Genomic DNA, 23,170 nt, shown 5'->3' on the forward strand with positions numbered 1-23,170 from the left:
CCTTTACAGGCTGCTCTATTATTGTATTTACAGTACTGACTTAATAAATTGCTGCAAAATTAGATCAATCTTTGATAAATTATTTTTTATGGTGTAAGAATTTCGGAATTAGTACTGTGTTTTAAGCGAAAAATACTACCCAATATGCACCCTTGATGATTTTATAATTGTCTATAAATCAAGCGTATTTACTTGTAAATTAAAAAAAATATGAATTTATCGCAGCATTAATCAATAAATTTACATAAGCTTCATTTTTTCGTTTGTATGATCTCAATATTGGTTACGTATTTGTTTAAAAAAAAAAATTTGAAATTATATTACTCTTTTAAAGAAAACTATAGTTGTAAATATTCGAGTGTTTTTTGTGGACTATGGATTTGTGTACGACGAGATCTATGATAATGGGATATTGTCGGTTTAAAGATGTAATAGTTAAAGATAACTAATGAAATAGACTTTTTTAGAAATATAACTGTATTGAAAGTTTAAGGTGCAAATTTAAACAATATCATTCTGCATTTATTCCTTTCTTTAATTTTATAGTATAAATTTTCAATAAAAAATTAAAATACCGCATCTGAATTTATTTAAATCATTATTTTTACTAAGATTTTTTTCATGAATTGCTGGAAATATATTTTGTTAAGTGAATATTAATGTTCTGATATATCATATATATATAATGTGGTATAAGTTATTTTAATTTTAAACAGAAAAAACCATATCAAAAACTATTAAGCTATTAAATATAAATTTCAATAAGATCTGCGCAAGATCTGCACAAGTATAGATTCGAATAATGTAAAATAATTAATTTTGAGAACATTAAAACAATAAATATCAATAATTTAAAAACCTATTGTAATTAACTAAAAAATACAAATTATGAACAAATATCAAACAATTTTTGATACACAAAAGGAATTTTTCTATACTGATGCTTCCAAAACTTATGAGTGGAGGATAGATCAGCTAAATAGGCTCGAAAGAATGCTTACTGAGAATCAGGACTCGTTTTGCCAGGCTCTGAAAACTGATTTTAATAAACCACCATTCGAGCAACTATTTGAGATAACCGTACCGTTGGGTAATATTAAATATTACAAAGAAAATCTCAAACAATTAATGGCTCCAGAATCAGTTGCTATTCCTGTCGGGCTCGATGAAACTGGTAACAAAGGAATTATTTTTAAAGAGCCTTTTGGTGTAACTTTGGTAATAGGACCGTTCAATGCTCCCATCTTATTGCTGCTGGATCCTGCTATTGCAGCACTTGCAGCGGGAAATCCGGTCATTCTAAAACCTGCCAATGTAACACCTACTGTTGCTGCTTTGTTTCAAAAACTTATTCCTAAATGTTTTGAACCTGAAGCCGTAAGTATTGTAACCGGTGAAAGAGAAGAGATTACTGCTTTACTTGAACTGCCATTTGACTTTATTTTCTTTACGGGAAGTTCTACTGTTGGCAAGGTCATCATGCGCGCCGCTGCAGAAAACTTAACTCCTGTAATTCTGGAACTTGGAGGACAAAATCCGACAATAGTTGATGAAACTGCAAATCTTGATATTGCTGTTGACCGGATTGCTTGGGGACATATGGCAATTTCTGGACAATGGTGCATTGCGCCGGGCTATGTGTATGTGCACGAAAGTGTTGCGACAGAATTTATAGAGAAACTAAAAGCTTCCGTAAAGAAAATGTATGGTTAAGATCCTAGTCAAAGTCCTGATTTTGCAAGGATGATCAGCGAGCATGACACAGAAAGAGTGGCATCATATATTATTCCTGAAAAAGTAGTGTTGGGAGGTCGATATGATATAAAGAATAGATATGTGGAGCCAACTATTTTATTTCCTAGTTCCTGGGAAGATCCGGCGATGCAGCAGGAAATTTTCGGACCTGTATTTCCAATTTTGGTTTATAAGGATTTAAAGGAAATTGTAGAAATTATCAAACGCAAACCAAAATCTCTGGCAGCATATTTCTTCAGTAAAAATCAAAAAAATATCGACTATTTTGTTAATTCTGTATCATTTGGTGGCGGTTGTATCAACCAAACCAACCTTCACTGCTGGATAGACAGTGCCTTTTGGTGGTGTAGGATATGCTGGTATGGGAAAATATTATGGAAAAGCAGGTTTTGATGCATTAAGTAATACAAAAGCGATGCTCATAGGAAATCCGGATCTGGAACTTGATGTTTTTCCTCCTTATGAGGGAAAGGATATTGCAAAAAACTTAAGTTTATTTGGCTCGTAGTATAACTTAAAGACAACAAAATGTATTAAAAATAAAACACGTCAAGTTTTGTCGCATTACAGTAATAGCTTTGAATTATAAATATTACAGCTATGAAAATTCCATTTTATTTAAGTTTCAGAGAATTTGAAAACGATTATTATAACAATCTTGAAATTTGGTTTGAGAACAATCAAAATACAAATGAAACAGACTTTCTTTTGGCTGTAAAAGAGTTTTATAAACCTTACCTCTGTTACAGTTTTGCTGATGATAAGTTGCAGACCGAAGCGTTGATAGAGGTAAAAAACTGTTTCTTTTCTTTTCTTGAGAATTATGGAATATCATTTCATATTGATGAAAAGACCAAAAATTCTAAGACAAAAATTAACTCAGTTTCAGAAGCGAAAACGATATCAATGATGGATTATGCACAATGTGTTTTAGATAAAATTTATACCTATTTTCAGCAATATCAAATATCAATGAAAGAAAATGAGACCGTACTTAATTATATAAATAATTACGAAATAATCACACTACGAGAAAAAAACGGATATTGCTTAGATTATGATATGCATCAGAAAACAATTCCTTTCTTAAAAGTATATTTGCCACGTTTTGGAAGCACGGTTGACATTTCTTTGTACAGAGATTTTTACTGTTCGGCTGTAAAAATTGCTGATTTTATCGATCAGAAATTAAAAGCAGTAGAAGCATTTGATCAGAGTATTTATACAGAATTAAAATCTGAAGCTGTCATGAAAATTCACATGAGAGGGCATAGTTTCCTTACGATCTGTAATTGATAACATCTTCTACTTTCGTTTTCTCTTACTGTTGTTGTGCAATCATTTGATTATACTAAGATAAAATCCAGACCTGTTGATCTGGATTTATTTTTTGAAATAAAGAGTTATATTTTATCTCTTTTCTGTTTCGTCATAATAATGCAAATTCTTTTCTGCTGACGTAGTTTTTGATTCAATTTCAGAATCCATATCCGGATAAATCTCGCATATAAATTTTTAATCGTTGGTGCAGAAATACGTCAATAAGTAACATGCCCAGAAACATTACAGTGAAACCAAGTGATAGTCCTTGAATATACTCTTTGTTAAACATAAAAAAGCAACCTACTGAGAGTATTAATAATCCTGCCCAGATGTACTTCGTTATTGTATAGCTTTTATGGTCTGATTTTGTTTTAATTAATTCACTATCAATTGTTTCTTGTGGGTTTGTTTGAAAGATTTCCTTTGTTTGTTCCCTATATTTTGGTCTGGAAAACATTAAATATCCACCGTAACCTAAGTTCATCATAAAAAGTAGACCGAGAGGAACCAGCATTCCTTTCTGAAGCAAATTGCCATTTTTGGCAAACAAAAAACAGACAGGCAGAATAATAATAATGGCTATTCCTATCATCCATTTTCCCTGATCAATATCAGCTTTTGTCCATGTTTGCAAATGTTGTATAAAGTCCATTTTTTAAATTTGAGAAGTAGTTTGTCCAAACTTTTCTTTGAAAGAAGTGTAAAAATGAGATAGATTTTCAAAACCTAAATCCAAATAAAAGTTGGCTGGTTTTTGGTTTTTATGTTTAATTAAATAATACGCTTCATCAAGGCGTTTTGCAAGCAGCCATTGTTTTGGCGTGGTCTCAAAAGTCTTGGCAAAATCACGTTTAAAACCTGAAAGACTTCTTCCGGTAAGTTTTGCAAGAGATTCCACAGAAACGTTAAACGTATAATTTTGGTTCATAAATTCTTTCAGATCCATTTTAAAAGGTTCGGAAAAATCAAATAAAATTTTTTTAAAATCTACGTTGCTTCGCAGCAATAATTCTATTGCTTCCCTGATTTTCAAATCTGCCAATCGTGGCGAAGCGTCTTTTTTTTTGTTAATGTAGGGTGATAATGAAACAAAGTAATTTTGTAGAAAATCATCTGCTTCAAAAAAAATTTTCTGTTGACCTTCATATTTTTTGTCAACGATGATTTTGTTTTCTAAAGCGTATTGCTGCAACGTAGCTTTGTCTAACATTATTGATAAAAACTGATATTTTCCAGATTTTGCAGGGTATTTAATTGTTCGAATCAGTTGATTTTTTTTAACCAATACTATTGTGTTTTCTGGAATAACTGTGTTTCCGTCTGCGTGAAAAGCGTGTGTTTCACCCGAAAGTTGAAATCCTAAAAAATGTTCAGGAATAAATTCTTCACTTCCTCTGTGCTTTTCATAAATACAAGAATAAACCAACTTGTCAAAAATTATTTCACGCTTTGTTTCCATCACTGCAAATATCTTAAATTTAATTGAGTGCAGCCACTCCGAAACTTGCAATTTCTTTATCTTGCTCTGGTGAACCTCCGGAAGATGCAATTGCACCAATAATGTCACCGTTCTTATTTTTGATTATAACACCGCCAGCAATAGTTAATAATCCCTCATTTGAATTTAACATTCCGTATCCGTGGATTTCTGCTCCTGAAACAATTGTTCCCATTATGTCGCTATCTACCCCGAACATTACGGCAGTTCTCGCTTTCTTTATCGCAAATTCGATCACGCCAAAAACGCGGTCTAATCTTGCAAACGCGACCAAATGCCCACCTGTATCAACTACCGCAAGGCTTACAGGTATGTTAAATTCTTTTGCTTTCTGAATAGAAGCATTTATTGCTTTTGTTGCTTCGTAATAATTAATGTTCATCTTTTTAAGTTTTTAATTAATAAAGAAAGCACAGTTTGAATAAACTGCGCTTTCAGGGATTTTAATTTAGCTTTTTGCTGTCCAAGCTTCTGCCTGCAATTGTTTTACAAAATCTTCAGTTTCTTTTGGGTGTACATTTCTAAAGTTTGAGTTATCATCCAACGCTACATCAACAATACAATCTGCCATAGATTGAGGGTCTAATTGATTTGCCAGAGCTTCTGCAGTTCCATCAAATGCAGACGGCGGAGTGAAATTAACTTTAGGATTGTACCAGCGATTGATCGTATCTACACCACGGTCATTGAAACCTGTACCAAAAATCCCAGGATTGCAAGTTGCAATTTTGATATTAAACTGAGCTAATTCGGTTTTTAAACCTTCTGCTATAGAGCCCATTGCGTGCTTAGATGCGCAGTAAGCAGCAACGTAGGGCACAGTCCATAATTCTCCCATAGAAGTTGTGAATACAATTTTCCCGGGTCTCTTCTCATCAATAAATTTTTTGATGAAACCCTGTGCTAGCTGAAGTCCGCCAAAAACATTAACATCAAACATAGAGCGGATTAAATTTACAGGTTGTTCTGCAATTGGGCCGCCTTCCATAATCCCGGCATTGCTGATTAAAATATCAATGTCGTATTTTTGAGTAATATAGTCGATATCAGTTTGGTTGGTTACATCCAATTTATCTACAGTTAATTCTATACCCAGCTCTTTGGCTTCTCTTATCAAGTCACTCATTTGCGGATACACTTGTGCCGTAGCAATTACTTTGTGTCCTTTTTTTTGCTAAATCGAAAGCAGCAAGTTTTCCAAAACCGCTTGCAGCTCCTGTAATTAAAATTCTTTTGTTCATATTTACATTTTTAAAAATTATAAACAAAATTGAACTAATTTAACAAAGTAATTAGTTTGTGAGAGGTTTAAATTTATGTTGGCAGAAAGTTCAAAGTTTAAGATTTGCTATAACTTCGGACGAAAACTTATATGAAGCATAATATTTTACTTTAATACAAAAAATGCAACTCTTCAGGAAATGTGAAAAAGATGTTGGCACATATAGATGATTTTGTAAATATTTACAAAATTATATATCATTCAATACGAATGGATAGTAATTTAAAATAAAAAAAGCGTTGAAAATCAACGCTTTTGCAGAGAGGAAGGGATTCGAACCCTCGATACAGTTACCCGCATACTACCTTTCCAGGGTAGCTCCTTCAACCACTCGGACACCTCTCTATGTTTTGAAGACTGCAAAAATAGTTTAATTTATCGAATTAGCAAATTCTTATACTCTTATTCGCTGATTTCCCCACAAATATTTCTTGAGAAATTCTCTGCAAAACTTCCTTTGTAACTAGGGTTATCAATCAGGTGCATCGATTTTGTGATGGCAGATTCGGCTGTCATATCTTTTCCACTGATCGCTCCGATCTTAGCGAAAATATTGCTGTTTTCATATTTTCCAAAAGATATTCCACCTGAAATGCACTGACTTACAACCACTATTTCCGTACCGTTATTTCTGATTTCCTGAAGCGTTTGCAATGTTTTCTCACTGCTGAAAATTGTTCCGGAGCCGAAAACCTGAAGAATCAGAACTTTCATTTTGGGAATTTCTTTAAAATGATTCAGTTTCATTCCCGGAAAAATTCTCCAGAACAAAACGTCCTCAGAAATATGTCTGTCTACATGAAATTCCACTAGACCGTCACCACGGAACAAATTGTCTTTGTCAATTTTCAGATGTACTCCGGATTGCCCCAAAATAGGGTAATTCGGACTAGAATAGGCGTCAAAATACTCTGCAGAATATTTCAAAGTACGGTTTCCTCTCAATAATTTATATTCAAAATAAATTGCAACTTCCTGAATCACCGCTTCATCTTGCTCATATAAACTTGCGTAATAAAGGCTCGTCAAAAGATTTTCTTTTGCATCTGTTCTCAAATCTCCGATTGGAAGTTGTGAACCTGTAAGAATTACGGGTTTTGTTAATCCTTTTAGCATAAAACTCAATGCTGAAGCGGTGTAAGACATTGTGTCTGTTCCGTGGAGAATTAAAAAACCATCATAATTTTTATAATTATCAAAGATATAATTGGCGATAATTCTCCATTCTTCAGGTCCCATATCCGAAGAATCGAGCGGTTTTGCGAAAGGATGTACGAAAACTTCGCATTCCATCAGTTTCATTTCGGGCATTTTCTCAAAAATATTTCCGAAATCAAAGGCACGGAGACTTCCGGTTTCGTAATCTTTTTCCATACCGATCGTTCCACCGGTATAAATAAGAAGGACTTTTCGCTTCATTTTTTACTTTAAATTAAAGATTTTGAGTTTCTTTTCAGGTTCAGAATTTCAAAATTACGTTAATTTGCAAAGATTTGAAAATAGATGGAAGATTTAGCTAAAACCTACGAGTATTTAAAACAGTTTTTAACCGAAGAAAGATTGAAAAAGATTGAACATTTCGCTCCCGAAAGTTCAGATTTTGTGCTTCCGGTTTTAGAAGATGTCTATCAGTTTAGAAATGCTGCCGCAATTGTGAGGTCTGTGGAAGCTTGCGGTTTTCATAAAGTCGTTGCTTTGCAGGAAGAAAATAATTTTGAACCGAATTTAAAAGTCACAAAAGGTGCAGATACTTGGGTTGAAGTAGAAAAGCTTCCCAGAAATATGGAATCTTTCCAGAAAATTAAAGATAAAGGTTACAAAATCGTTGTTGTTTCATTAGAAAACGACGCAAAAATGCTTCCCGATTATGAAATTACAGAACCTATTGCATTAGTTTTCGGGACTGAAATGGAAGGTGTTTCTCAGGAAATTTTAGATTTTGCCGATGAAACTTTGGCGATTCCGATGTATGGTTTTACAAGAAGTTTTAACGTTTCCGTTGCCGCTTCACTTTGTATGTATGAATTGAAGCAAAAATTGATGAAATCCGGTATTGATTATAAGCTTAATGATGAGAAATTATTAAGAATGAAAATCCGTTGGACAGTAAACTCAATTAGAAGTGGTGAGCAAATCTATAATAAGTATTTGAAAGATAATGATTTGACACATTAAACCATCTTCCCATAATTCCAGGCCGCTACAAAAACGCCCGCCGTTTCTGTTCGTAATCTTTGATTTCCGAGAGAAACCGCTTTAATGCCTTTTTCCGCTAAAAACAGAATTTCTTTATCCGAGAAATCACCTTCAGGACCAATTAAGAAAGTGTAGTTTTCTAGTTTTGGAATTTCATTTAAATTAATTCTTTCTAAATTTTCGTTGCAGTGCGCGACAAAAGTAGTTTCGGAATCTATATTTTTTAGAAAATCAGGCAACTTAACTAAATCATTAATGACAGGAAAATGAAATCTCAAACTTTGTTTTGAAGCGGCAACCGCCTGTTTTCTAAGTTTATCAATATTTAAATTTTTTCGCTCAGTTTTTTCGGTCTGAAGAATCGTAATCTCAGAGATCCCCATTTCTACGGCTTTTTCCACAAAAAATTCGATGCGGTCAATATTTTTAGTCGGAGCAATGGCGATATGAAGTTTTGGATTAAAATCTGGCGTTTCAGTTTTAATTTCGACAACTTCAATTCCTGCTTTTTTACCTTCAATGATCAAAATTCCTGAAGCTAAATTTCCTTTTCCATCCGTAACATAAATTTCTTCGCCATCTTTCATACGAAGAACTTTCACAATGTGCTGCTGTTCTTCGTCATTGATGATTGCTTTTCCGTTATTGATTTCTCCAAAAAAAAGTTTCATATATTGGTATTTAGAATCTGCCTAAAATTTTATTAATAATGAGTATCAAAGGACGCTTCGACAGGCTCAGCGTGACATCGCTACTACTAGTTATTTAATTTTCAAACTGTCAGGCTGAGCTTGTCGAAGCCTTAAAACGCAATTTCATTATCGCTCAAAAATGCCACTCCGGTTTTTATTGTAGTATAAATATCACCGTCACAATCTCTGTACGAACAAGCGTAGATCTCCTCAATCCACTTATTATTCATAAAAATAAGATTCAAATATTCATTTTTTCTTAAATTATTTTTGATGGATAAATAATCTCCTTCTTTCGGTTCGAAACTAAAACTAAATACATTTTCTGAATTTATTTTTTCTACAATTTCTTCCTTTACATTCTGCACATATCCAATTTCAGAACTGATCATGATATAATCTTCGTCTTCAGATTTTTCTGTAACTTCATTTTTTCCGGTAATCGTCTCTAAAACCCAATAATATTTTGAGTTCTTTTTCGATTGCGTTCCCAGTACTTTTTCTTCTAATAATATTTTCATCTGTAGAATCTTATTTTAAGTCTTTATAAGTCGTATTTTGAAATTGCCGTTGTTCTTAAATCTGTAAATTCTCCTCTTTCGAATTTAAGCTGGGCAACCATTGCAATCATTGCGGCGTTATCTGTTGTGTATTCAAATTTAGGAATGTAAATATTCCAGCCTAACTTCTGGTGATTGTCCTGCATAATTTGTCTTAAAGCAGAATTGGCAGAAACTCCACCCGCAATTGCTACTTCTTCTATGTTTAAATCTTTCGCTGCTTTCTCTAATTTATTCATTAAAATTTCAATGATGCATTTTTGGACCGAAGCACAAAGATCATTCATGTTTTCTTTAATAAAATCAGGATTTTTCTTAACTTCTTTTTGGATGAAATATAAAACTGAAGTTTTAATTCCGCTGAAAGAGTAGTCGTAATTTTCTAATTTGGGTTTGTTAAACTTAAATGCATCAGGATTTCCTTCCTTTGCTAAACGGTCAATAGTCGGTCCTGCCGGATAATCGAGATCGAAAATTTTTCCGATTTTATCGAATGCTTCACCTGCTGCATCGTCAATTGTTTTTCCAATGATTTCCATGTCAAAATAATCTTTCACCAAGACAATCATGGTATGTCCGCCACTTACCGTAAGACACAAAAAAGGGAATTTTGGCGGCACAGGATTTGCATCGTCGATGAAATGCGCCAAAATGTGCGCCTGAAGGTGATTTACTTCAATCAAAGGAACGTCTAAACTCATAGCCAGAGACTTAGCAAACGAAGTTCCTACAAGGAGAGAACCCAAAAGTCCGGGACCTCGGGTAAAGCCTATGGCAGAGATTGCATTTTGTTGTATATTTGCTTTGGTTAAGGATTTTTCTACAACTGGAATAATATTCTGCTGATGAGCTCGTGACGCAAGCTCAGGAACCACACCTCCATATTCTTTATGGATCTCCTGGTTGGCTGCAATATTTGAAAGAATAGAATTTCCTTTAATAATGGCTGCTGAAGTATCGTCACAAGACGATTCGATACCTAAAATTATAGAGTCACTCATAGTAATGGCAAAGTTAGAGAATAATAACGAAAATGAGCATAAAAAATCAGTAGCTGAAAACTTAGGAAATCAGGTACAAAAGACGGTTGATAACGTTCAGGAGAGTATGAAAGAAGCTTCTGAGCTTGCTTCTGATGCCATAAAACACCCAATTGATACCGCTCAGGAATTCGGTAAACAGGCGGCGAAAGATGTAACGAGCTACTCATGGTGGGCAAAACTTCTGCTTATCCTTTTTTGGGGTGTTCTTTCAATTGTGGTTCTCGCTTTTATTGCCATTAACCTTCCTGTTACCAAAAGATGGGCTGCAGATCAGGCTTTACAAATTGTAAATCGTGATTTTAAAGCAAAAATGTCTACCGAAAGTGTAGAAGTTGATTTTTTTGGCGATGTTACAATCAAAGGCTTACGGATAAAAGACTACAAAGATGTTGACTTTATTAAAGCAAGAGAATTTAAAGCTAATTCTGACTGGTTTTCTTTGGCCACCAATATCGGAAAAAACAATTCTTTAAGTTTTAATGGTTTAAGGCTCATTGATGCAGATATTAAAGTCATTACTTATAAAGGCGACAGTATTTCAAATTTTATTCGCTTCACGCAGCTTTTTGATAGCGGCAAAAAAAAGGATTCCACGAAACCTCCATTTCAGTTAAATTCAAGATTAGAAATTCTTGATTCTAAGGTTTCTATTGTTAATCAAAATTCTCCGGGAGAACCTGGGAAATGGCTTACTGCCACCAATGTCAATCTTATTGCTCCAAGATTGAAAGTAAATGGTGTCAACATCAACGCTACCATTAATAATTTTACTTTCACAACAAAACGATGGGGGAAAGCACATTTTGTAGATACTTTTTCGACAGATTTTTCCATGACACAAGATTTTCTTTTGTTAAAGGATTTGACCTTCAATACAGATCATTCGCTTCTTCAGGGAGATATAAAATTTAATTTAAATAAAGGTTCTTGGGCAGATTTTACCAATAAAGTAAAATGGGATATGAATCTCAAATTGGGAAGTCAGCTTAGCGGATATGATATTTCTTATTTTGTGACCAATTGGGACAATTATGTTCCTTTTAATATCAGCGGAAAAATGGCTGGTCCGCTGAATAAATTTAAGCTGGATAATTTCCTGATTAGAAATCCGTCGGTAAATATTGCCACCCAGAAAATGAATATTACCAATTTGCTGAAAGGTAATTTTTTAATTGAAACCAAAAATCTTTCCGCAGATTTTACGTACAAAGATCTGAAAGCCATGATGCCAAGTTTCATTTCTAAGAAAATGAAAAACTTCGCTGATGATTTCGGAAAATTAAAATATAATGGAGACGTAAAAGTGACACCCAAACAAGTTTACGTTTCTTCAGGAAATTTGATGACAGGAATCGGGCAGGCAAAAATCACCAATTTCTCACTAACAGATTTCAGTACAACGATGCCTAAATATAAAGGTTATGCAGAAGTTCGTGATTTGAATACATCGGTCATTACAAAAAGTAAAACCGTGGGTTTAATTTCTGGGAAATTCAATATTGACGGGCAGAGTTTTGATGTCAATACAATGAAAATCAGAACAAGATCCCAGATTTCGAGTATTGATATCATGAATAAAGAAATCAATAATCTTAATCTTGACGGTCTGCTGGATCACCGAAAATACAATGGTTTGATCAATGTGAATGACGAACAGGCAAAAGCAACTGTAAAAGGTCTGATTGATTTCAGTACAAAAAGAATTTCCGCCAATGTAGATGCAAATGTAGAGTATCTAAATATGAATTATTTTACTGGTAAAGCCGGTAATCAGATCGTGAGCGGACAGGTTAACGGAAAAATGTCGATGACCGATCTGAATGATTTGAATCTTGATGTGGAAGCCAATAATATCAATTTTGCTACTGCTACCCAACGTTATCAGATTCCGAATGCTACAGTTAAAACTTTTATAGAAGGTGGAAATCGTGTAATTGATGTAAATGCTCCAGGCGCTGTGAGCGGAAAAATTTCGGGGAGATACAATCTCGCTGATTTGGCAGGAATGGTAGAAAACGGTTTAGGTAAAATTCTAGTGGGACCGCCGCCGAGAAAACTGTATCGAGGGCAGACTTTTAATATGAATTTTGATGTTCAGCAGGGTCTGGTAAGCTATTTTATGCCAGATCTGAAACTTCCACAAGGTGCTGTAGTAGAGGGAGAATATGACGGAAATAGTAATAATTTAATTTTAAATCTTGATGCTTCTTCCCTCAAATATGTGATGACCAAAAAAGAGGAAATCACAGATGCAGATATGGCTTTGGCAAACGCAAATCCTGATTATAAAATCAATCAGAGAGATGTTATTACCAGAGACAGCGCATTGGTTGATAGTGTGATGGTGAGAATTAATACCGCAAATCTTGACCAGCAGCTTTATGCAAAGATCAAAAGAGTAGAGTACAATAAAAATATTCTGAAAGACATTCTGCTGACCGGAAAAAATGAAAATAATACAACGTTGCGGATTGCCACAAGTTTCAAACACGGAAGTCCGGAAGACGAGATTGATGACAATCTTAAAAATTATGCAATCAATTTTAATCAGTCTACAAACCCGGAAGGAGATTATATTTTCAGATTTGAACCTACAGAAGTCAGCTTTAATAATGTAAAATGGGCAATTGATACAAGTCCGGAGCTTGATCATTATATAAGTTACCGAAAAAAAACACAGGATTTTGAGATCAGAAACCTTAAAATCTATTCAGATAAAAGTTCACTTTTAATAAATGAATCTACATTTAAATCAGCCAAAGATTTTTACGTTGACGCAGAAGTGCAGGATTTTGCCATTGAGAAACTTCTGGAGATGCAAGCCGGAGGAAATCCCATGGATATCAAAGGTTTAGCAAATGGTAATGTGAAAATTAAGATGGATAAAAGCACGCTGCAACCACTTGTGGATCTTACAGTTGACGATATCATGATGAACGGAAATGACATGGGAGATCTTACGATTTCTGCTGTTAACGGTTTTTCATTAAATGTGTACGATGTGGATGTAAAGGTGACTTCTGCAGGTGTGATAGGAAATAATAACCTTCATTTGACGGGAACTGTAAATAATAATACGCCGTCACCCACAATTGATCTTACAGCAGAACTTCGTGAATTTAATATAGCATTTACCCAACAGTTTGTACAGACTGTTTTTGGAAATTTAAGAGGAAAAGCAACTGGAGATTTGAAGATCAACGGAACCCTGAAAAATTTAGATTATAGTGGAGATATTGGATTAAAAGAATTTGGATTAAAACTTTTGTTTACCGGCGTAGATTATTCTTTTGATGACACCGTGATTCCGCTTTCTAAAGGTCTTGCAATCATGAATAATATTGGCGTGCACGACGGAAGAACCAATTCAAAAGGAACGATATCCGGAGCCATACAGTTTGAGACTTTATCATCAATGGGAGTCAACCTCGTGATGAGAGCAGATAACCTGCTGATGCTTAATACCACACAAAAAGAATATGATCTTTTTTGGGGTAGAGTTTATGGACAGGGAGATCTGTACGTTGACGGGCCTGTTTCTGCATTAAATCTATCGACCCCGAATATGAAAGCTTTGAATGGAAGTACTTTTACTTTCAACTCTAGCTCTACATCAAATGTTGAAGAATTTAAGATGTTGAGATTCCTGAAAGAAGGCAAAGATGGCCTTGTAACTTTAGAAGACAAGAAAAAAACCGGAGCCAATATGAATATTGACTTCAGCCTGGATGTTGACAAAGGAACTACAGTAAATGTTCTGGTAGGTGACGACGTGGGAAATATTACTGTAAAAGGAATTGCTGATGACCTGAGATTTCAAATGGGAAGACAGGGGAATATTGCCATGAATGGTTCTTATATGGTAGACAGCGGAACTTTTGTGTCTAAAGCCATCCTTAACAGAACTTTTCAGATTCAGAAGAACAGCAGTATAAGATGGGATGGTAATGCGATGAAGCCAATGCTTGATATCACAGCCAACTATGTGAGAATGGTTTCTAATGCAGGCGAATATCTGAACATGGGACAGTTACAGCCGATCAGCATACTTTTGCAGGCAAATATAACGAATACTTTAAATGATCCTAAAATAGCACTTAATGTTACCGCTTTAGATGTTTCCAGTCAGGTTAAAGAGACGTTGGCAACCAAAATCAATCAGACGGAAGGTGAAAACGTATTACAGTTCGGATCTATTTTGTTACTAAACAGTTTTAATGTTTCAAACACCGGAAATCTGAATTTTGATGCAGCCGGTGTTGCAGAATCTTCAGGGTATAATATGTTGCTTAAACAATTGGGATCTGTTCTTAATACGATGAGTAATGAGTTTCAGATTGACCTGAATTATGTACGTGGAGATCAATATTCAAATACCGGAGACCGGGCAAATGCCGGAGTTAGTTTTGCGCTTTCTCCAAGAATTACCGTAAAGACCGGTCTGGGAATACCTTTGAATAAAACTGAAGGTGCAGATGCAAATTATCTATCCGGTGAGGGATCTATTGAGTATGATATTTCTAAAAAAAATGATGGTACATTACTTCTGAGAGGTTATTCGAAACCAACAAACATCGGAATGGGTGTGGGAACTGTGGGGACAAACGGATCTGCAAATCAAGCGTATGGCGGCGGTATTGTATGGAGCAAAAGCTTCAATTCTTTCTTCAAAAAGAAGAAAAAAGATAAAAAGTCGGTGCCTGATAATACTGAAATAAAAACAGATTCCGTAAAATCAGAGGTTAAATAAAATGAATCTTTGAATGATTTTTGTCATCCGTGTTAATTATTGTTAATGTTTGATATATTTTTCCTAGTTAATTTATTTTTCTTAATTTTGTAAAAAATTTATCGATTTTTTAGGAAAAATATAATTTCACTAATATGAACTATCAACTGGACGAAATAGACAAGAAAATTCTTGATTTCTTAGTAGAAAACACAAGAATGCCTTTTACAGAAATTGCTAAGCAGATGGATGTATCTGCAGGTACAATACACGTAAGGGTGAAGAAAATGGAAGATGCAGGTATTATTTTAGGATCATCTCTTAATTTAGATTATGGTAAATTAGATTACCATTTCACGGCTTTTATCGGAATTCTTTTAACAAAATCAAACCGCACTCAGGAGGTTTTGAAAGAATTGGGAACCATTCCAAACGTAGTAGAAGCAAGCGTTATCTCAGGAAAATATAATATTTTCTGCAAGGTAAAAGCTAAAAATACTGAAGACGCAAAGAAAATTATTTATCAGATCGACGACATCCAGGATGTGATGAGAACTGAAAGTATGATCTCTATGGAAGAGTTTTTGAGCGATAAAAACAGATTGATCAACGCGATCTCGATTTAATCAAATTTTAGACGATATAAATACCAAAGAACTTATGAAGTAATTCATAAGTTCTTTATTTTTGTACTATGGAAAAGGAATATAAAGAATACAGTTATTTTGATGAAGATCCGAAAAAAGGACTGGGTTTTATTTTAGCTTTAGCTGCTCTGATGCTTTTTACATTGATGGGAGTAGGCTTAGATTTTGATGAATACTTACAGCACGAAACTCTCAATATTCCATTCGGGTATTTCTATTTTATTTTTTCTGTAGATATTCTAATGATCGCAGGAATTGTATTGATGTATTTCTGTAGAAAAATTGGTATCTTTCTTTTTCCTGCGATGTTAATTTTGCATTTTTTCATGCATAACTATTACCTGTCGACTTTCTTATATTCTGATGTGACCAATCTTTTCCTTTTTACAGGATTTGGAATGTTGGCGATTATTCCTAAATGGAAGTTTTTTAGATAAATATATAATAATAGAGTGTTATAATTTATGCTTATTCTTTTGTTAACTAAGTTAATCCATAATGTCGAATAGGCTTTTGATTAAATGGATTAGTACTCCATTCTTCCCATTCTCCAGTATAAGGATTGTAACCACATTTTAAAGGCTTAGAAATGTCTAACCCTTTTGTGTTAGTTTTTGTTTGCTCTGTATAAGCTCTGCAATCGGTGCAGATATAACGGAATTCACAGTCCTTACATATCTCTATACGATCTTTAGTAAGATTCCAATATTTTTTAAATTCAGGATTATCGAGGGCATTTTCTAATTTTATATCCTGTATATTTCCAAAATTTTGGGACATTGAGGGACAATTTTTGATATTGCCATTTATATCTATTGATATTTTCTTGTGAAGACAAGAATTATGATTGATTGCCTCTAAGACCTTAGGAAGATTTGTATTAAAATACTTTAAGTCTATAGCTCCGCAAAATTTAAAGGTTGTAATTTTTTTTGTAGTATATATTCTATCATAAAAAATTTCATCATCCCAATTATTAATAATATTCCTATCTGCTTCAAAAAAAGTAATTTTTGTTAATTGCATTATCATATTAAGACCTTTAAGAAACTTTTGATTAATCATAATATCATGCTTGCAAACTATTTCTAATGATCTAATAGGAAAGCCTTCTAAAAATTTTGCTACTTCGTAAAATTCGGCTCGAGTGAGATTTTCATAAAATACCAATGTTAAACTCTCACATTGTAAAAGAAACAATTGTTTAATAATAAAATTCAAATTTCCAATATTTTCTAATTTGAGTTCAATGACTGCATTGCTTATACTTGACGGGTAATTAAAAGTTATATCTAATTTTGGAAATAAGTCATATTCATTTTCTTCACAATAAAACCCATATTCTTTCTCTTGTAAAAAATCCAAATATTCTATAATGATCTGTTTGTTTTCCAAACCATATTTATTACAAATTTCATCAATACTTTTTTTAGAATTTAACAATTGTATTATTTCAAATAAATCATTAGGAATTGTTTCAGACAATTGCCTTTGCAAATCAGAAATTACTGATTGTGTATGACCTTTTGCTAAAATACAATTTGAAAATATTTTAAAATAATTCATAATAAAATTGTTGGCTTATAAAAAGGTATTATATCATAATTATTAGTCTTGTGTATTTTGCTAAAAGCTACCTTTTTCGATATAATTCTTTCTTTACGTCTGTCTTTTAACACAATATTAATGATACTTAAAGGCATTTTTTCTTTATTATCATCAATAATTTTTAAAAATTCTTTCTTCTCCATATTTTAAATAATTTACAATTTCCTTTTCTAAATGATAATTACAAGGATTAGATACCATTCCAAACTGTCCAATGGGATTAACTTCTAAAAAATAATATTGCAAATTTTTAGAAACAATCATGTCAATAGAACCACAATTAAGTTTTAATTCTTCCATCAATATCTGTAATTTTTCTTCAATGTCTTTTGGAAGTGTGTACGGAACAGTTCTATTAGGCTTTTCAAAATTGTAATTTCGGAAATCAACAGTAGTTTTTTTGTCATTTTGAGAAAAAATTGCCATTGTCCAAAATTGTCCTGCTAAATAAAAAATCCTTAATTCATATCTTTTCTCAATATATTCTTGAAAATAAGTTGGTTGAAAAATTTTATTTTTCTTTATAATCTTTTTTGTAATCAACTTTGTATAAACAACTCCAAACTTTGTATCATCTATATCAATAATAGAAGACCCTGAAAGGGTTTTTGTTATAAGCTTGGGTGTGTCCACCATTATTCTTTGTAATTCATTTACTGAAGTTATAATATAGTCTTTTGGAACTAGTATTTTAATCTTCTTAGCTTTATCACTTACTATATATTTATTAACAGTTGAATTATTAAAGCTATTAATACTTTTTTTTGATAAAATCTCATAATTAAAAATTTCTGAAAGATTATCAAACTCTTTTTGTACTAGTACATTTAAAGGAACAAAATTTATTTTATCTGGTGAAAACTTCATATTGCCTCTCCTATAAAATACAGCTTTCACATCTGATAATAGTAGGGTTTCACTATCTTGCTCAATAACCAAACCGTCTTTTACCCAGTTTATATTAGCAGGATAGAGATTATTAATCAGTTTAAATTCGATTTTTAAATATCTGAACCAATTTACTACATCACTTGTAGATGTATCTGCTTCTTCGGAAAAAATTAATATCATAATTGTAATAAAAAGAGAAGAGCATTATATAATGCTCCTCAATTAAATGGTAGATAATAATGTTTATTACTACTCTAAACTAAATATAGCTTTCTTCCAAACAATAATTGGTCCTGTAGATACAACATTTCGATTATCATCATAAGTTATAGTTTGTGTATCAGATCCTTGAGAACTAACGCATGTGATATTCTCTTGGGGCTGGAGAGTTCCATTACCGCCTGTAACTAGTGATTGTGAATTTTTTGAAATAACATTGCTTTCAAATTAGAGATTGATTGTAATTTTTTCATAAGATATTGTTTTGATTAATATTTAAGCTAATTGTTTTGTTTTTTATATTTGTTTATATATCCTTTATTTTTCCATAAATAATTACTTACTGTAGGTAAACCTATTGATTTGCGCAAAGAGTCTAATTTTTTTTCATTTTGTACAGGAGCTATATTATAATCGGGGCCTAAATAACTTCCATATAATTGTTTTTTATCCTTATACAAATAATATTGATCTATCATGTTTGCATAATTGGTAGGGCTAAATTTTCCTTGCATTACGGCTCTTTTTAGCAGTGGAATAAAATAATTTAGTCTTATAGAGTCTCTTGTATGTAGTAATGGTATATGAAAGTTATTCGCATAACTATAATCTTCTGAATTTGTGTACATACTTCCTAGTAATTTCCAATCGGGAACACCATATTTTTTGAAAATTTTAACCAATAGTTTTTCATGTACCTTATCTATTGAGTCTATTTTTTCGAAATTATCCACATTGACTCGATAATACTGATCTTTTTTATAAATATTCACCAAAGTGTCTCTCAATCCTACATTGATTTTCTTTAAAAGTTTATTATTTTCAATGTTAACAAAATTTTCATCAATACCATATTCCTTAAAGATTAAACTCATAATACTGTCGTTTTTTGCACGACGATACGGATAACCGTATTTTTTAATGAAAAAAATTGTATTTTCCTTAATGTTAGATTTATTATTTGTTAAGTACGATAATTTAAGATAGTTTTTATATTCTTCATAATTAATTTCATTCAATGGCTCATAATTTTTGAACAATTTATCTAGTTTTTCAAAAGCTTCTACATTTTTACCAATCGCGCTTAAACTATCTGCTTTATATACCTCTAAATAATATAGAATATAATTTACTTTTTTAGTAGTAGAAAAACGAATGTAGTTAGTTTCTTTTACTTGTTCTATTTGACTTTTTTTTGGGTTATAGCCACTACACGCAGTAATAATTATAACTGCGCTAAAAAAAATTACCTTAAAAATTATGAAATAACTACGCATTCATTTATCGTATCTTATGATTGATTTTATAAAAGTAAAAAAAAAACAAGCTAAATGAATAAAATACAATTATTTAACATTTAATCATTTGATTTAAAAAGAAGTGATAGTTTAAGTGTATTTGATTTATTTTTATTTATAATTTGTAGTTATTAGTTTATTTTTTAAATAATGCTTAATATAATTTTTTATCGTTGGTGTAATGGAATATTCATTTTTTTAGTTAAATAAAAAAAGCATCCAATTTGGATGCTTTTAAATTTATTTCTAAAGAAACTTATTTAGCTAAAATTCTCTTTACCGCTTCAATTACAGCTGTAGAATCGATTTTATACTTTTTCATTAATTCAGCGGGAGTTGCAGATTCTCCGAAAGTATCGTTTACTGCAACAAATTCCTGTCTTGTAGGTCTTTTTCGTGCCAACATTCCCGCAATAGACTCACCTAAACCACCAAGATAGTTATGTTCCTCGGCAGAAACAATTTTACCTGTTTTCTCAACAGATTTTAAGATGATCTCTTCGTCAAGCGGCTTAATAGTGTGAATGTTGATCACCTCACAAGAAATACCTTCTTTCTCAAGCTCTTCAGCGGCAACCAAAGATTCCCAAACTAAGTGGCCTGTTGCAACAATTGTTACATCTGTACCTTCTTGTAGAAGAATACCTTTTCCAATTTCGAAAGGCATGTCTTCAGGAATGAACACAGGAACTACAGGTCTTCCGAATCTTAAGTAAACCGGACCTTCAAACTCAGCAATGGCTAAAGTTGCCGCTTTTGTCTGATTGTAGTCGCAAGTATTGATTACAGTCATTCCGGGAAGCATTTTCATCATTCCGATGTCTTCTAAAACTTGGTGTGTTGCCCCGTCTTCACCTAAAGTAAGACCTGCGTGAGAAGCACAGATTTTTACATTTTTATTAGAATATGCAATTGACTGACGAATTTGGTCATACACTCTTGAAGTAGAAAAGTTAGCAAAAGTTCCGGTAAAAGGAATTTTTCCTGTGATGCTCAATCCCGCAGCCAATCCCATCATGTTTGCTTCGGCAATACCAACCTGGTAAAATCTTTCAGGAGCTTTTTCGATGAATTTTTCCATTTTCAAAGATCCGATAAGGTCTGCGCAAAGAGCTACAACATTGGGGTTTTTGTCAGCCAATTCAGCCAATCCGGCTCCGAATCCTGAACGTGTATCTTTTTTTTCTGTATATGTATATTTCATGTGAATTTCTAAGTTTATAAATTGACTAATGATGTTTAATAATTGATATGAAAACAAAATTTTTAACTATTAAGATGAATTAATTTTAGTAAATAAATTAAGATAATAGCTGAAGATATTTTAAGCGTTATGCTAAATCAGATCTATCATATTCTTAAAAAATATTCAAAACTAAAATTTTTTAATATTTAAATATGATCATAACCCATTACTCATTACTTATAATTAATAATCTGCCGGAGCTTCTAAGTACAATTGTTTGAAAGCTGTATCCAGCTGCTCATCGTTCGGAGCTTTACCATGCCATGCGTGAGTTCCCATCATATAATCTACTCCGTTACCCATAATGGTATGAAGGATGATTACTACAGGTTTTCCGTTTCCGGTTTCGGCTTTTGCTCTTTCCAAAATAGCAATTACAGCTTCAAGATCATTACCGTTTTTCTCTTCCAATACAATCCACCCGAAAGCTTCTAATTTTGCATGAAGATTTCCTAACGAAAGAACGTTTTCTGTGCTTCCGTCAATTTGTTGTCCGTTATAATCGATGGTAGAAATAATATTGTCTACTTTTTTGCCAGCAGCGTACATGAAAGCTTCCCAAACCTGACCTTCCTGCAATTCTCCGTCACCATGAAGAGTGTACACCAGAGAATCGTCACCGTCTAATTTTTTACCCTGAGCAACACCTAGAGCCACAGAAAGTCCTTGTCCTAAAGAACCAGAAGCAACTCTGATTCCCGGTAAACCTTCGTGAGTAGTAGGATGTCCCTGTAATCTTGAATCTAATTTTCTGAAAGTTTTCAGTTCCTCTACCGGAAAGAAACCAAATCTTGCCAGAGTAGAATAAAAAACAGGAGAAATATGTCCGTTTGATAGGTAGAAATGGTCTTCGTTTTTACCTTCCATGGTGAATGGTAATTTATAATTCATTACTCTACCGTAAAGTGCTGTGAAATACTCTGTGCAGCCCAAACTTCCCCCAGGATGTCCTGAATTTACAGCATGAACCATTCTTAAAATGTCTCTTCTGATTTGTGTAGTAAGAGATTTTAGCTCTTCAATACTTTTACTCATATATTAGGATTTATTATTAGGATTGATGAATGCGAATTTACAATTTTTTGTCGGCTTACGGAAATGGGAAATCCGGATTGTGAGTCCGAATCTTGTCTCGACTAGTTTTATAAAAGTTAAAAATATCTCAAAAATTTTGACTTGATTTAAATTAAATAGGATCGGGCTTTAGCCCGATTTACTTTCGGACGTAATATATGGCTTTAGCCAAAATTTAAAGTTGGTAATAGAACAATTTTTTTAAGAAATAGAATTTGTCTCTAAGCTCTTTAAAATTCGGCCATCGGAAGTTTTCCATTCGGTTAGACCATTTGCATTTCTTCCCATGACTATTGCTGCGGCATACGAAGGGCTAGAGAAAATAAAATCTTCTGCAAATTGATTATTTATAATAATTTCTTTTCTCAAGAGTTCATCTCTAAAATTTTTAAATGTATTTGATAAAGATGGCGTTACAGAATCTGCAACCCTTGAACCCTTTAGCACTAAAAAGCCTTCGGAAGTCTGCTCACCCATTGCATCACAACCTATTGCTGCGGTTATGTACAAAATTTCTTTAACCTTAGTAGAAGATGATTGTTCTCTTTTATCTTCAAATACTTTATGACCAAGAGTGTTTACTAATAACAAAATATAATTTAAAAACTCTTCCATTTCTGCTCGATCAGATTCTGAAATAGAAGATTGGGTTGGAATGCATCCGTTTTCTAAAATGTATCTATTGGTTCTCGTGGCTATGTCATGAAGTCTATTTTCTAGATATTTGATATGAGCTTTATTGAGATTTTCATCTTTACTTGTAAAAACAATTGCTTCGTTCCAAAAATCTTTACTAGAAAGGTGTTGATTTAATCTGGTAAAAACATTTTCTGCTTCTCCTATATATACAAGGTCTTTATTATCATCATTTTTTCCTAACAATAGATAAATTCCAGTTGACATTAAATCTTTCCGATCAATGCAGTCTTTGATTTTTATTCTTGGGATTTTATAAGCTTTTCCAGTCCAGTTTGAAAGTTCACAAGACATTCTTCCGTTAGGATCTCCATCTATTAAAAATATTTTTATTGTTTTTCCAAATGCCATGATTTGTATTTATTTAATTTCTTTAGAGGTTAAGTATCACAGCCCGACTTGAACAGAGCTCT

At 32.8% G+C, this 23,170-nt stretch carries 22 protein-coding genes, 1 tRNA gene and 1 pseudogene; 7 read left to right on the plus strand and 17 right to left on the minus strand.

The window, feature by feature from the left end; genetic code table 11:
• The first annotated feature begins 888 nt into the window (after window positions 1-888).
• The 3 genes and pseudogenes from PGH12_RS16510 to PGH12_RS16520 all read left to right on the plus strand — a co-directional run bounded on the left by PGH12_RS16510 (window position 889) and on the right by PGH12_RS16520 (window position 3,051).
• Window positions 889-2,148, plus strand: a pseudogene (locus tag PGH12_RS16510) (aldehyde dehydrogenase family protein).
• Window positions 2,117-2,263 carry a hypothetical protein gene (locus PGH12_RS16515; RefSeq protein ID WP_267598574.1) on the plus strand — a complete coding sequence of 49 codons (147 nt, stop codon included), beginning with the start codon at window positions 2,117-2,119 and terminating at the stop codon, window positions 2,261-2,263. Before PGH12_RS16510 ends, PGH12_RS16515 begins: the two are co-directional and overlap by 32 nt.
• 92 nt (window positions 2,264-2,355) lie before the next feature.
• Window positions 2,356-3,051, plus strand: coding sequence for a hypothetical protein (locus tag PGH12_RS16520; protein WP_267598575.1), 696 nt, complete (start codon window positions 2,356-2,358; stop codon window positions 3,049-3,051).
• 181 nt (window positions 3,052-3,232) lie between these two features.
• On the opposite strand, the gene PGH12_RS16525 is transcribed toward PGH12_RS16520, so the two are convergent.
• The 7 genes from PGH12_RS16525 to PGH12_RS16555 all read right to left on the minus strand — a co-directional run bounded on the left by PGH12_RS16525 (window position 3,233) and on the right by PGH12_RS16555 (window position 7,277).
• Entirely contained in the window at window positions 3,233-3,730 is a 498-nt protein-coding gene (locus PGH12_RS16525) for a hypothetical protein (RefSeq protein ID WP_267598576.1), read from the minus strand.
• 3 nt (window positions 3,731-3,733) lie between these two features.
• Window positions 3,734-4,537: a helix-turn-helix domain-containing protein gene (locus PGH12_RS16530; protein ID WP_267598577.1), complete on the minus strand. Its 804-nt coding sequence runs from the start codon at window positions 4,535-4,537 to the stop codon at window positions 3,734-3,736.
• A 19-nt stretch (window positions 4,538-4,556) separates the two neighbouring features.
• Complete coding sequence (locus PGH12_RS16535; protein ID WP_267598578.1) at window positions 4,557-4,958, minus strand: GlcG/HbpS family heme-binding protein; 402 nt, start codon at window positions 4,956-4,958, stop codon at window positions 4,557-4,559.
• Between the two features lie 66 nt (window positions 4,959-5,024).
• Window positions 5,025-5,702 carry an SDR family NAD(P)-dependent oxidoreductase gene (locus tag PGH12_RS16540; RefSeq protein WP_267598579.1) on the minus strand — a complete coding sequence of 226 codons (678 nt, stop codon included), beginning with the start codon at window positions 5,700-5,702 and terminating at the stop codon, window positions 5,025-5,027.
• Window positions 5,695-5,817, minus strand: a complete 123-nt coding sequence (locus tag PGH12_RS16545; protein WP_267598580.1) for a hypothetical protein — start codon at window positions 5,815-5,817, stop codon at window positions 5,695-5,697. The genes PGH12_RS16540 and PGH12_RS16545 overlap by 8 nt, the downstream gene beginning before the upstream one ends.
• A gap of 299 nt (window positions 5,818-6,116) precedes the next feature.
• Window positions 6,117-6,203, minus strand: a tRNA-Ser gene (locus PGH12_RS16550).
• Window positions 6,204-6,260: 57 nt separating this feature from the next.
• Complete coding sequence (locus PGH12_RS16555; RefSeq protein ID WP_267598581.1) at window positions 6,261-7,277, minus strand: asparaginase; 1,017 nt, start codon at window positions 7,275-7,277, stop codon at window positions 6,261-6,263.
• Between the two features lie 84 nt (window positions 7,278-7,361).
• Between PGH12_RS16555 and PGH12_RS16560 the strand changes: the two genes are divergently transcribed.
• Window positions 7,362-8,033: a TrmH family RNA methyltransferase gene (locus PGH12_RS16560; protein WP_267598582.1), complete on the plus strand. Its 672-nt coding sequence runs from the start codon at window positions 7,362-7,364 to the stop codon at window positions 8,031-8,033.
• Here PGH12_RS16560 and PGH12_RS16565 read toward each other — a convergent pair.
• From PGH12_RS16565 to tsaD, 3 genes are all read right to left on the minus strand, one after another.
• Window positions 8,030-8,725 (minus strand): RsmE family RNA methyltransferase, encoded by a 696-nt coding sequence (locus PGH12_RS16565; RefSeq protein WP_267598583.1) that lies wholly within the window; start codon window positions 8,723-8,725, stop codon window positions 8,030-8,032. The genes PGH12_RS16560 and PGH12_RS16565 overlap by 4 nt on opposite strands.
• A 131-nt stretch (window positions 8,726-8,856) precedes the next feature.
• Window positions 8,857-9,267 (minus strand): hypothetical protein, encoded by a 411-nt coding sequence (locus tag PGH12_RS16570; RefSeq protein WP_267598584.1) that lies wholly within the window; start codon window positions 9,265-9,267, stop codon window positions 8,857-8,859.
• A gap of 23 nt (window positions 9,268-9,290) precedes the next feature.
• A complete protein-coding gene (tsaD, locus tag PGH12_RS16575) occupies window positions 9,291-10,307 on the minus strand; it encodes a tRNA (adenosine(37)-N6)-threonylcarbamoyltransferase complex transferase subunit TsaD (protein ID WP_267598585.1) in 1,017 nt (338 codons plus the stop codon).
• A gap of 4 nt (window positions 10,308-10,311) precedes the next feature.
• Here tsaD and PGH12_RS16580 point away from each other — a divergent pair, with 4 nt between their 5' ends.
• From PGH12_RS16580 to PGH12_RS16590, 3 genes are all read left to right on the plus strand, one after another.
• The gene (locus PGH12_RS16580) at window positions 10,312-15,099 is read left to right on the plus strand and encodes a translocation/assembly module TamB domain-containing protein (protein WP_267598586.1); all 4,788 of its coding nucleotides are present in this window, start codon (window positions 10,312-10,314) and stop codon (window positions 15,097-15,099) included.
• Between the two features lie 134 nt (window positions 15,100-15,233).
• Window positions 15,234-15,704, plus strand: a complete 471-nt coding sequence (locus PGH12_RS16585; RefSeq protein WP_047446659.1) for an Lrp/AsnC family transcriptional regulator — start codon at window positions 15,234-15,236, stop codon at window positions 15,702-15,704.
• Window positions 15,705-15,772: 68 nt separating this feature from the next.
• Window positions 15,773-16,162, plus strand: a complete 390-nt coding sequence (locus PGH12_RS16590) for a hypothetical protein (RefSeq protein WP_267598587.1) — start codon at window positions 15,773-15,775, stop codon at window positions 16,160-16,162.
• A 46-nt stretch (window positions 16,163-16,208) separates the two neighbouring features.
• Here PGH12_RS16590 and gwsS read toward each other — a convergent pair whose 3' ends face one another.
• From gwsS to PGH12_RS16625, 7 genes are all read right to left on the minus strand, one after another.
• A complete protein-coding gene (gene gwsS / locus PGH12_RS16595; RefSeq protein ID WP_267598588.1) occupies window positions 16,209-17,291 on the minus strand; it encodes a grasp-with-spasm system SPASM domain peptide maturase in 1,083 nt (360 codons plus the stop codon).
• Window positions 17,288-17,476, minus strand: coding sequence for a hypothetical protein (locus tag PGH12_RS16600; RefSeq protein WP_267598589.1), 189 nt, complete (start codon window positions 17,474-17,476; stop codon window positions 17,288-17,290). Before PGH12_RS16600 ends, gwsS begins: the two co-directional genes overlap by 4 nt.
• The gene (gene gwsG, locus PGH12_RS16605) at window positions 17,445-18,404 is read right to left on the minus strand and encodes a grasp-with-spasm system ATP-grasp peptide maturase (protein WP_267598590.1); all 960 of its coding nucleotides are present in this window, start codon (window positions 18,402-18,404) and stop codon (window positions 17,445-17,447) included. The genes PGH12_RS16600 and gwsG overlap by 32 nt, the downstream gene beginning before the upstream one ends.
• A gap of 320 nt (window positions 18,405-18,724) precedes the next feature.
• Window positions 18,725-19,720, minus strand: coding sequence for a hypothetical protein (locus PGH12_RS16610; protein ID WP_267598591.1), 996 nt, complete (start codon window positions 19,718-19,720; stop codon window positions 18,725-18,727).
• A gap of 277 nt (window positions 19,721-19,997) precedes the next feature.
• Window positions 19,998-20,945, minus strand: a complete 948-nt coding sequence (locus PGH12_RS16615; RefSeq protein ID WP_267598592.1) for a transketolase family protein — start codon at window positions 20,943-20,945, stop codon at window positions 19,998-20,000.
• A gap of 225 nt (window positions 20,946-21,170) precedes the next feature.
• Window positions 21,171-22,022 (minus strand): transketolase, encoded by an 852-nt coding sequence (locus tag PGH12_RS16620; protein ID WP_267598593.1) that lies wholly within the window; start codon window positions 22,020-22,022, stop codon window positions 21,171-21,173.
• Between the two features lie 240 nt (window positions 22,023-22,262).
• Window positions 22,263-23,108, minus strand: coding sequence for a GIY-YIG nuclease family protein (locus PGH12_RS16625; RefSeq protein ID WP_267598594.1), 846 nt, complete (start codon window positions 23,106-23,108; stop codon window positions 22,263-22,265).
• Window positions 23,109-23,170 lie beyond the last annotated feature (62 nt).

The sequence above is a fragment of the Chryseobacterium sp. CY350 genome (assembly GCF_027945075.1).
GTDB lineage: Bacteria > Bacteroidota > Bacteroidia > Flavobacteriales > Weeksellaceae > Chryseobacterium.

What these genes read in the sequence shown, in the direction of transcription:
- PGH12_RS16560 (WP_267598582.1), top strand. Translation starts at nt 7,362, where the DNA reads ATGGAAGATTTAGCTAAAACCTACGAGTATTTAAAACAGTTTTTAACC.
- PGH12_RS16565 (WP_267598583.1), bottom strand. Translation starts at nt 8,725, where the DNA reads ATGAAACTTTTTTTTGGAGAAATCAATAACGGAAAAGCAATCATCAAT.
- PGH12_RS16535 (WP_267598578.1), bottom strand. Translation starts at nt 4,958, where the DNA reads ATGAACATTAATTATTACGAAGCAACAAAAGCAATAAATGCTTCTATT.
- PGH12_RS16545 (WP_267598580.1), bottom strand. Translation starts at nt 5,817, where the DNA reads ATGAACAAAAGAATTTTAATTACAGGAGCTGCAAGCGGTTTTGGAAAA.
- PGH12_RS16515 (WP_267598574.1), top strand. Translation starts at nt 2,117, where the DNA reads ATGGGAAAATATTATGGAAAAGCAGGTTTTGATGCATTAAGTAATACA.
- PGH12_RS16520 (WP_267598575.1), top strand. Translation starts at nt 2,356, where the DNA reads ATGAAAATTCCATTTTATTTAAGTTTCAGAGAATTTGAAAACGATTAT.
- PGH12_RS16620 (WP_267598593.1), bottom strand. Translation starts at nt 22,022, where the DNA reads ATGAGTAAAAGTATTGAAGAGCTAAAATCTCTTACTACACAAATCAGA.
- gwsS (WP_267598588.1), bottom strand. Translation starts at nt 17,291, where the DNA reads ATGAATTATTTTAAAATATTTTCAAATTGTATTTTAGCAAAAGGTCAT.
- PGH12_RS16555 (WP_267598581.1), bottom strand. Translation starts at nt 7,277, where the DNA reads ATGAAGCGAAAAGTCCTTCTTATTTATACCGGTGGAACGATCGGTATG.
- PGH12_RS16600 (WP_267598589.1), bottom strand. Translation starts at nt 17,476, where the DNA reads ATGGAGAAGAAAGAATTTTTAAAAATTATTGATGATAATAAAGAAAAA.
- PGH12_RS16625 (WP_267598594.1), bottom strand. Translation starts at nt 23,108, where the DNA reads ATGGCATTTGGAAAAACAATAAAAATATTTTTAATAGATGGAGATCCT.
- PGH12_RS16610 (WP_267598591.1), bottom strand. Translation starts at nt 19,720, where the DNA reads ATGCGTAGTTATTTCATAATTTTTAAGGTAATTTTTTTTAGCGCAGTT.
- PGH12_RS16525 (WP_267598576.1), bottom strand. Translation starts at nt 3,730, where the DNA reads ATGGACTTTATACAACATTTGCAAACATGGACAAAAGCTGATATTGAT.
- PGH12_RS16615 (WP_267598592.1), bottom strand. Translation starts at nt 20,945, where the DNA reads ATGAAATATACATATACAGAAAAAAAAGATACACGTTCAGGATTCGGA.
- PGH12_RS16570 (WP_267598584.1), bottom strand. Translation starts at nt 9,267, where the DNA reads ATGAAAATATTATTAGAAGAAAAAGTACTGGGAACGCAATCGAAAAAG.
- PGH12_RS16530 (WP_267598577.1), bottom strand. Translation starts at nt 4,537, where the DNA reads ATGGAAACAAAGCGTGAAATAATTTTTGACAAGTTGGTTTATTCTTGT.
- tsaD (WP_267598585.1), bottom strand. Translation starts at nt 10,307, where the DNA reads ATGAGTGACTCTATAATTTTAGGTATCGAATCGTCTTGTGACGATACT.
- gwsG (WP_267598590.1), bottom strand. Translation starts at nt 18,404, where the DNA reads ATGATATTAATTTTTTCCGAAGAAGCAGATACATCTACAAGTGATGTA.
- PGH12_RS16590 (WP_267598587.1), top strand. Translation starts at nt 15,773, where the DNA reads ATGGAAAAGGAATATAAAGAATACAGTTATTTTGATGAAGATCCGAAA.
- PGH12_RS16540 (WP_267598579.1), bottom strand. Translation starts at nt 5,702, where the DNA reads ATGAGTGACTTGATAAGAGAAGCCAAAGAGCTGGGTATAGAATTAACT.
- PGH12_RS16585 (WP_047446659.1), top strand. Translation starts at nt 15,234, where the DNA reads ATGAACTATCAACTGGACGAAATAGACAAGAAAATTCTTGATTTCTTA.
- PGH12_RS16580 (WP_267598586.1), top strand. Translation starts at nt 10,312, where the DNA reads ATGGCAAAGTTAGAGAATAATAACGAAAATGAGCATAAAAAATCAGTA.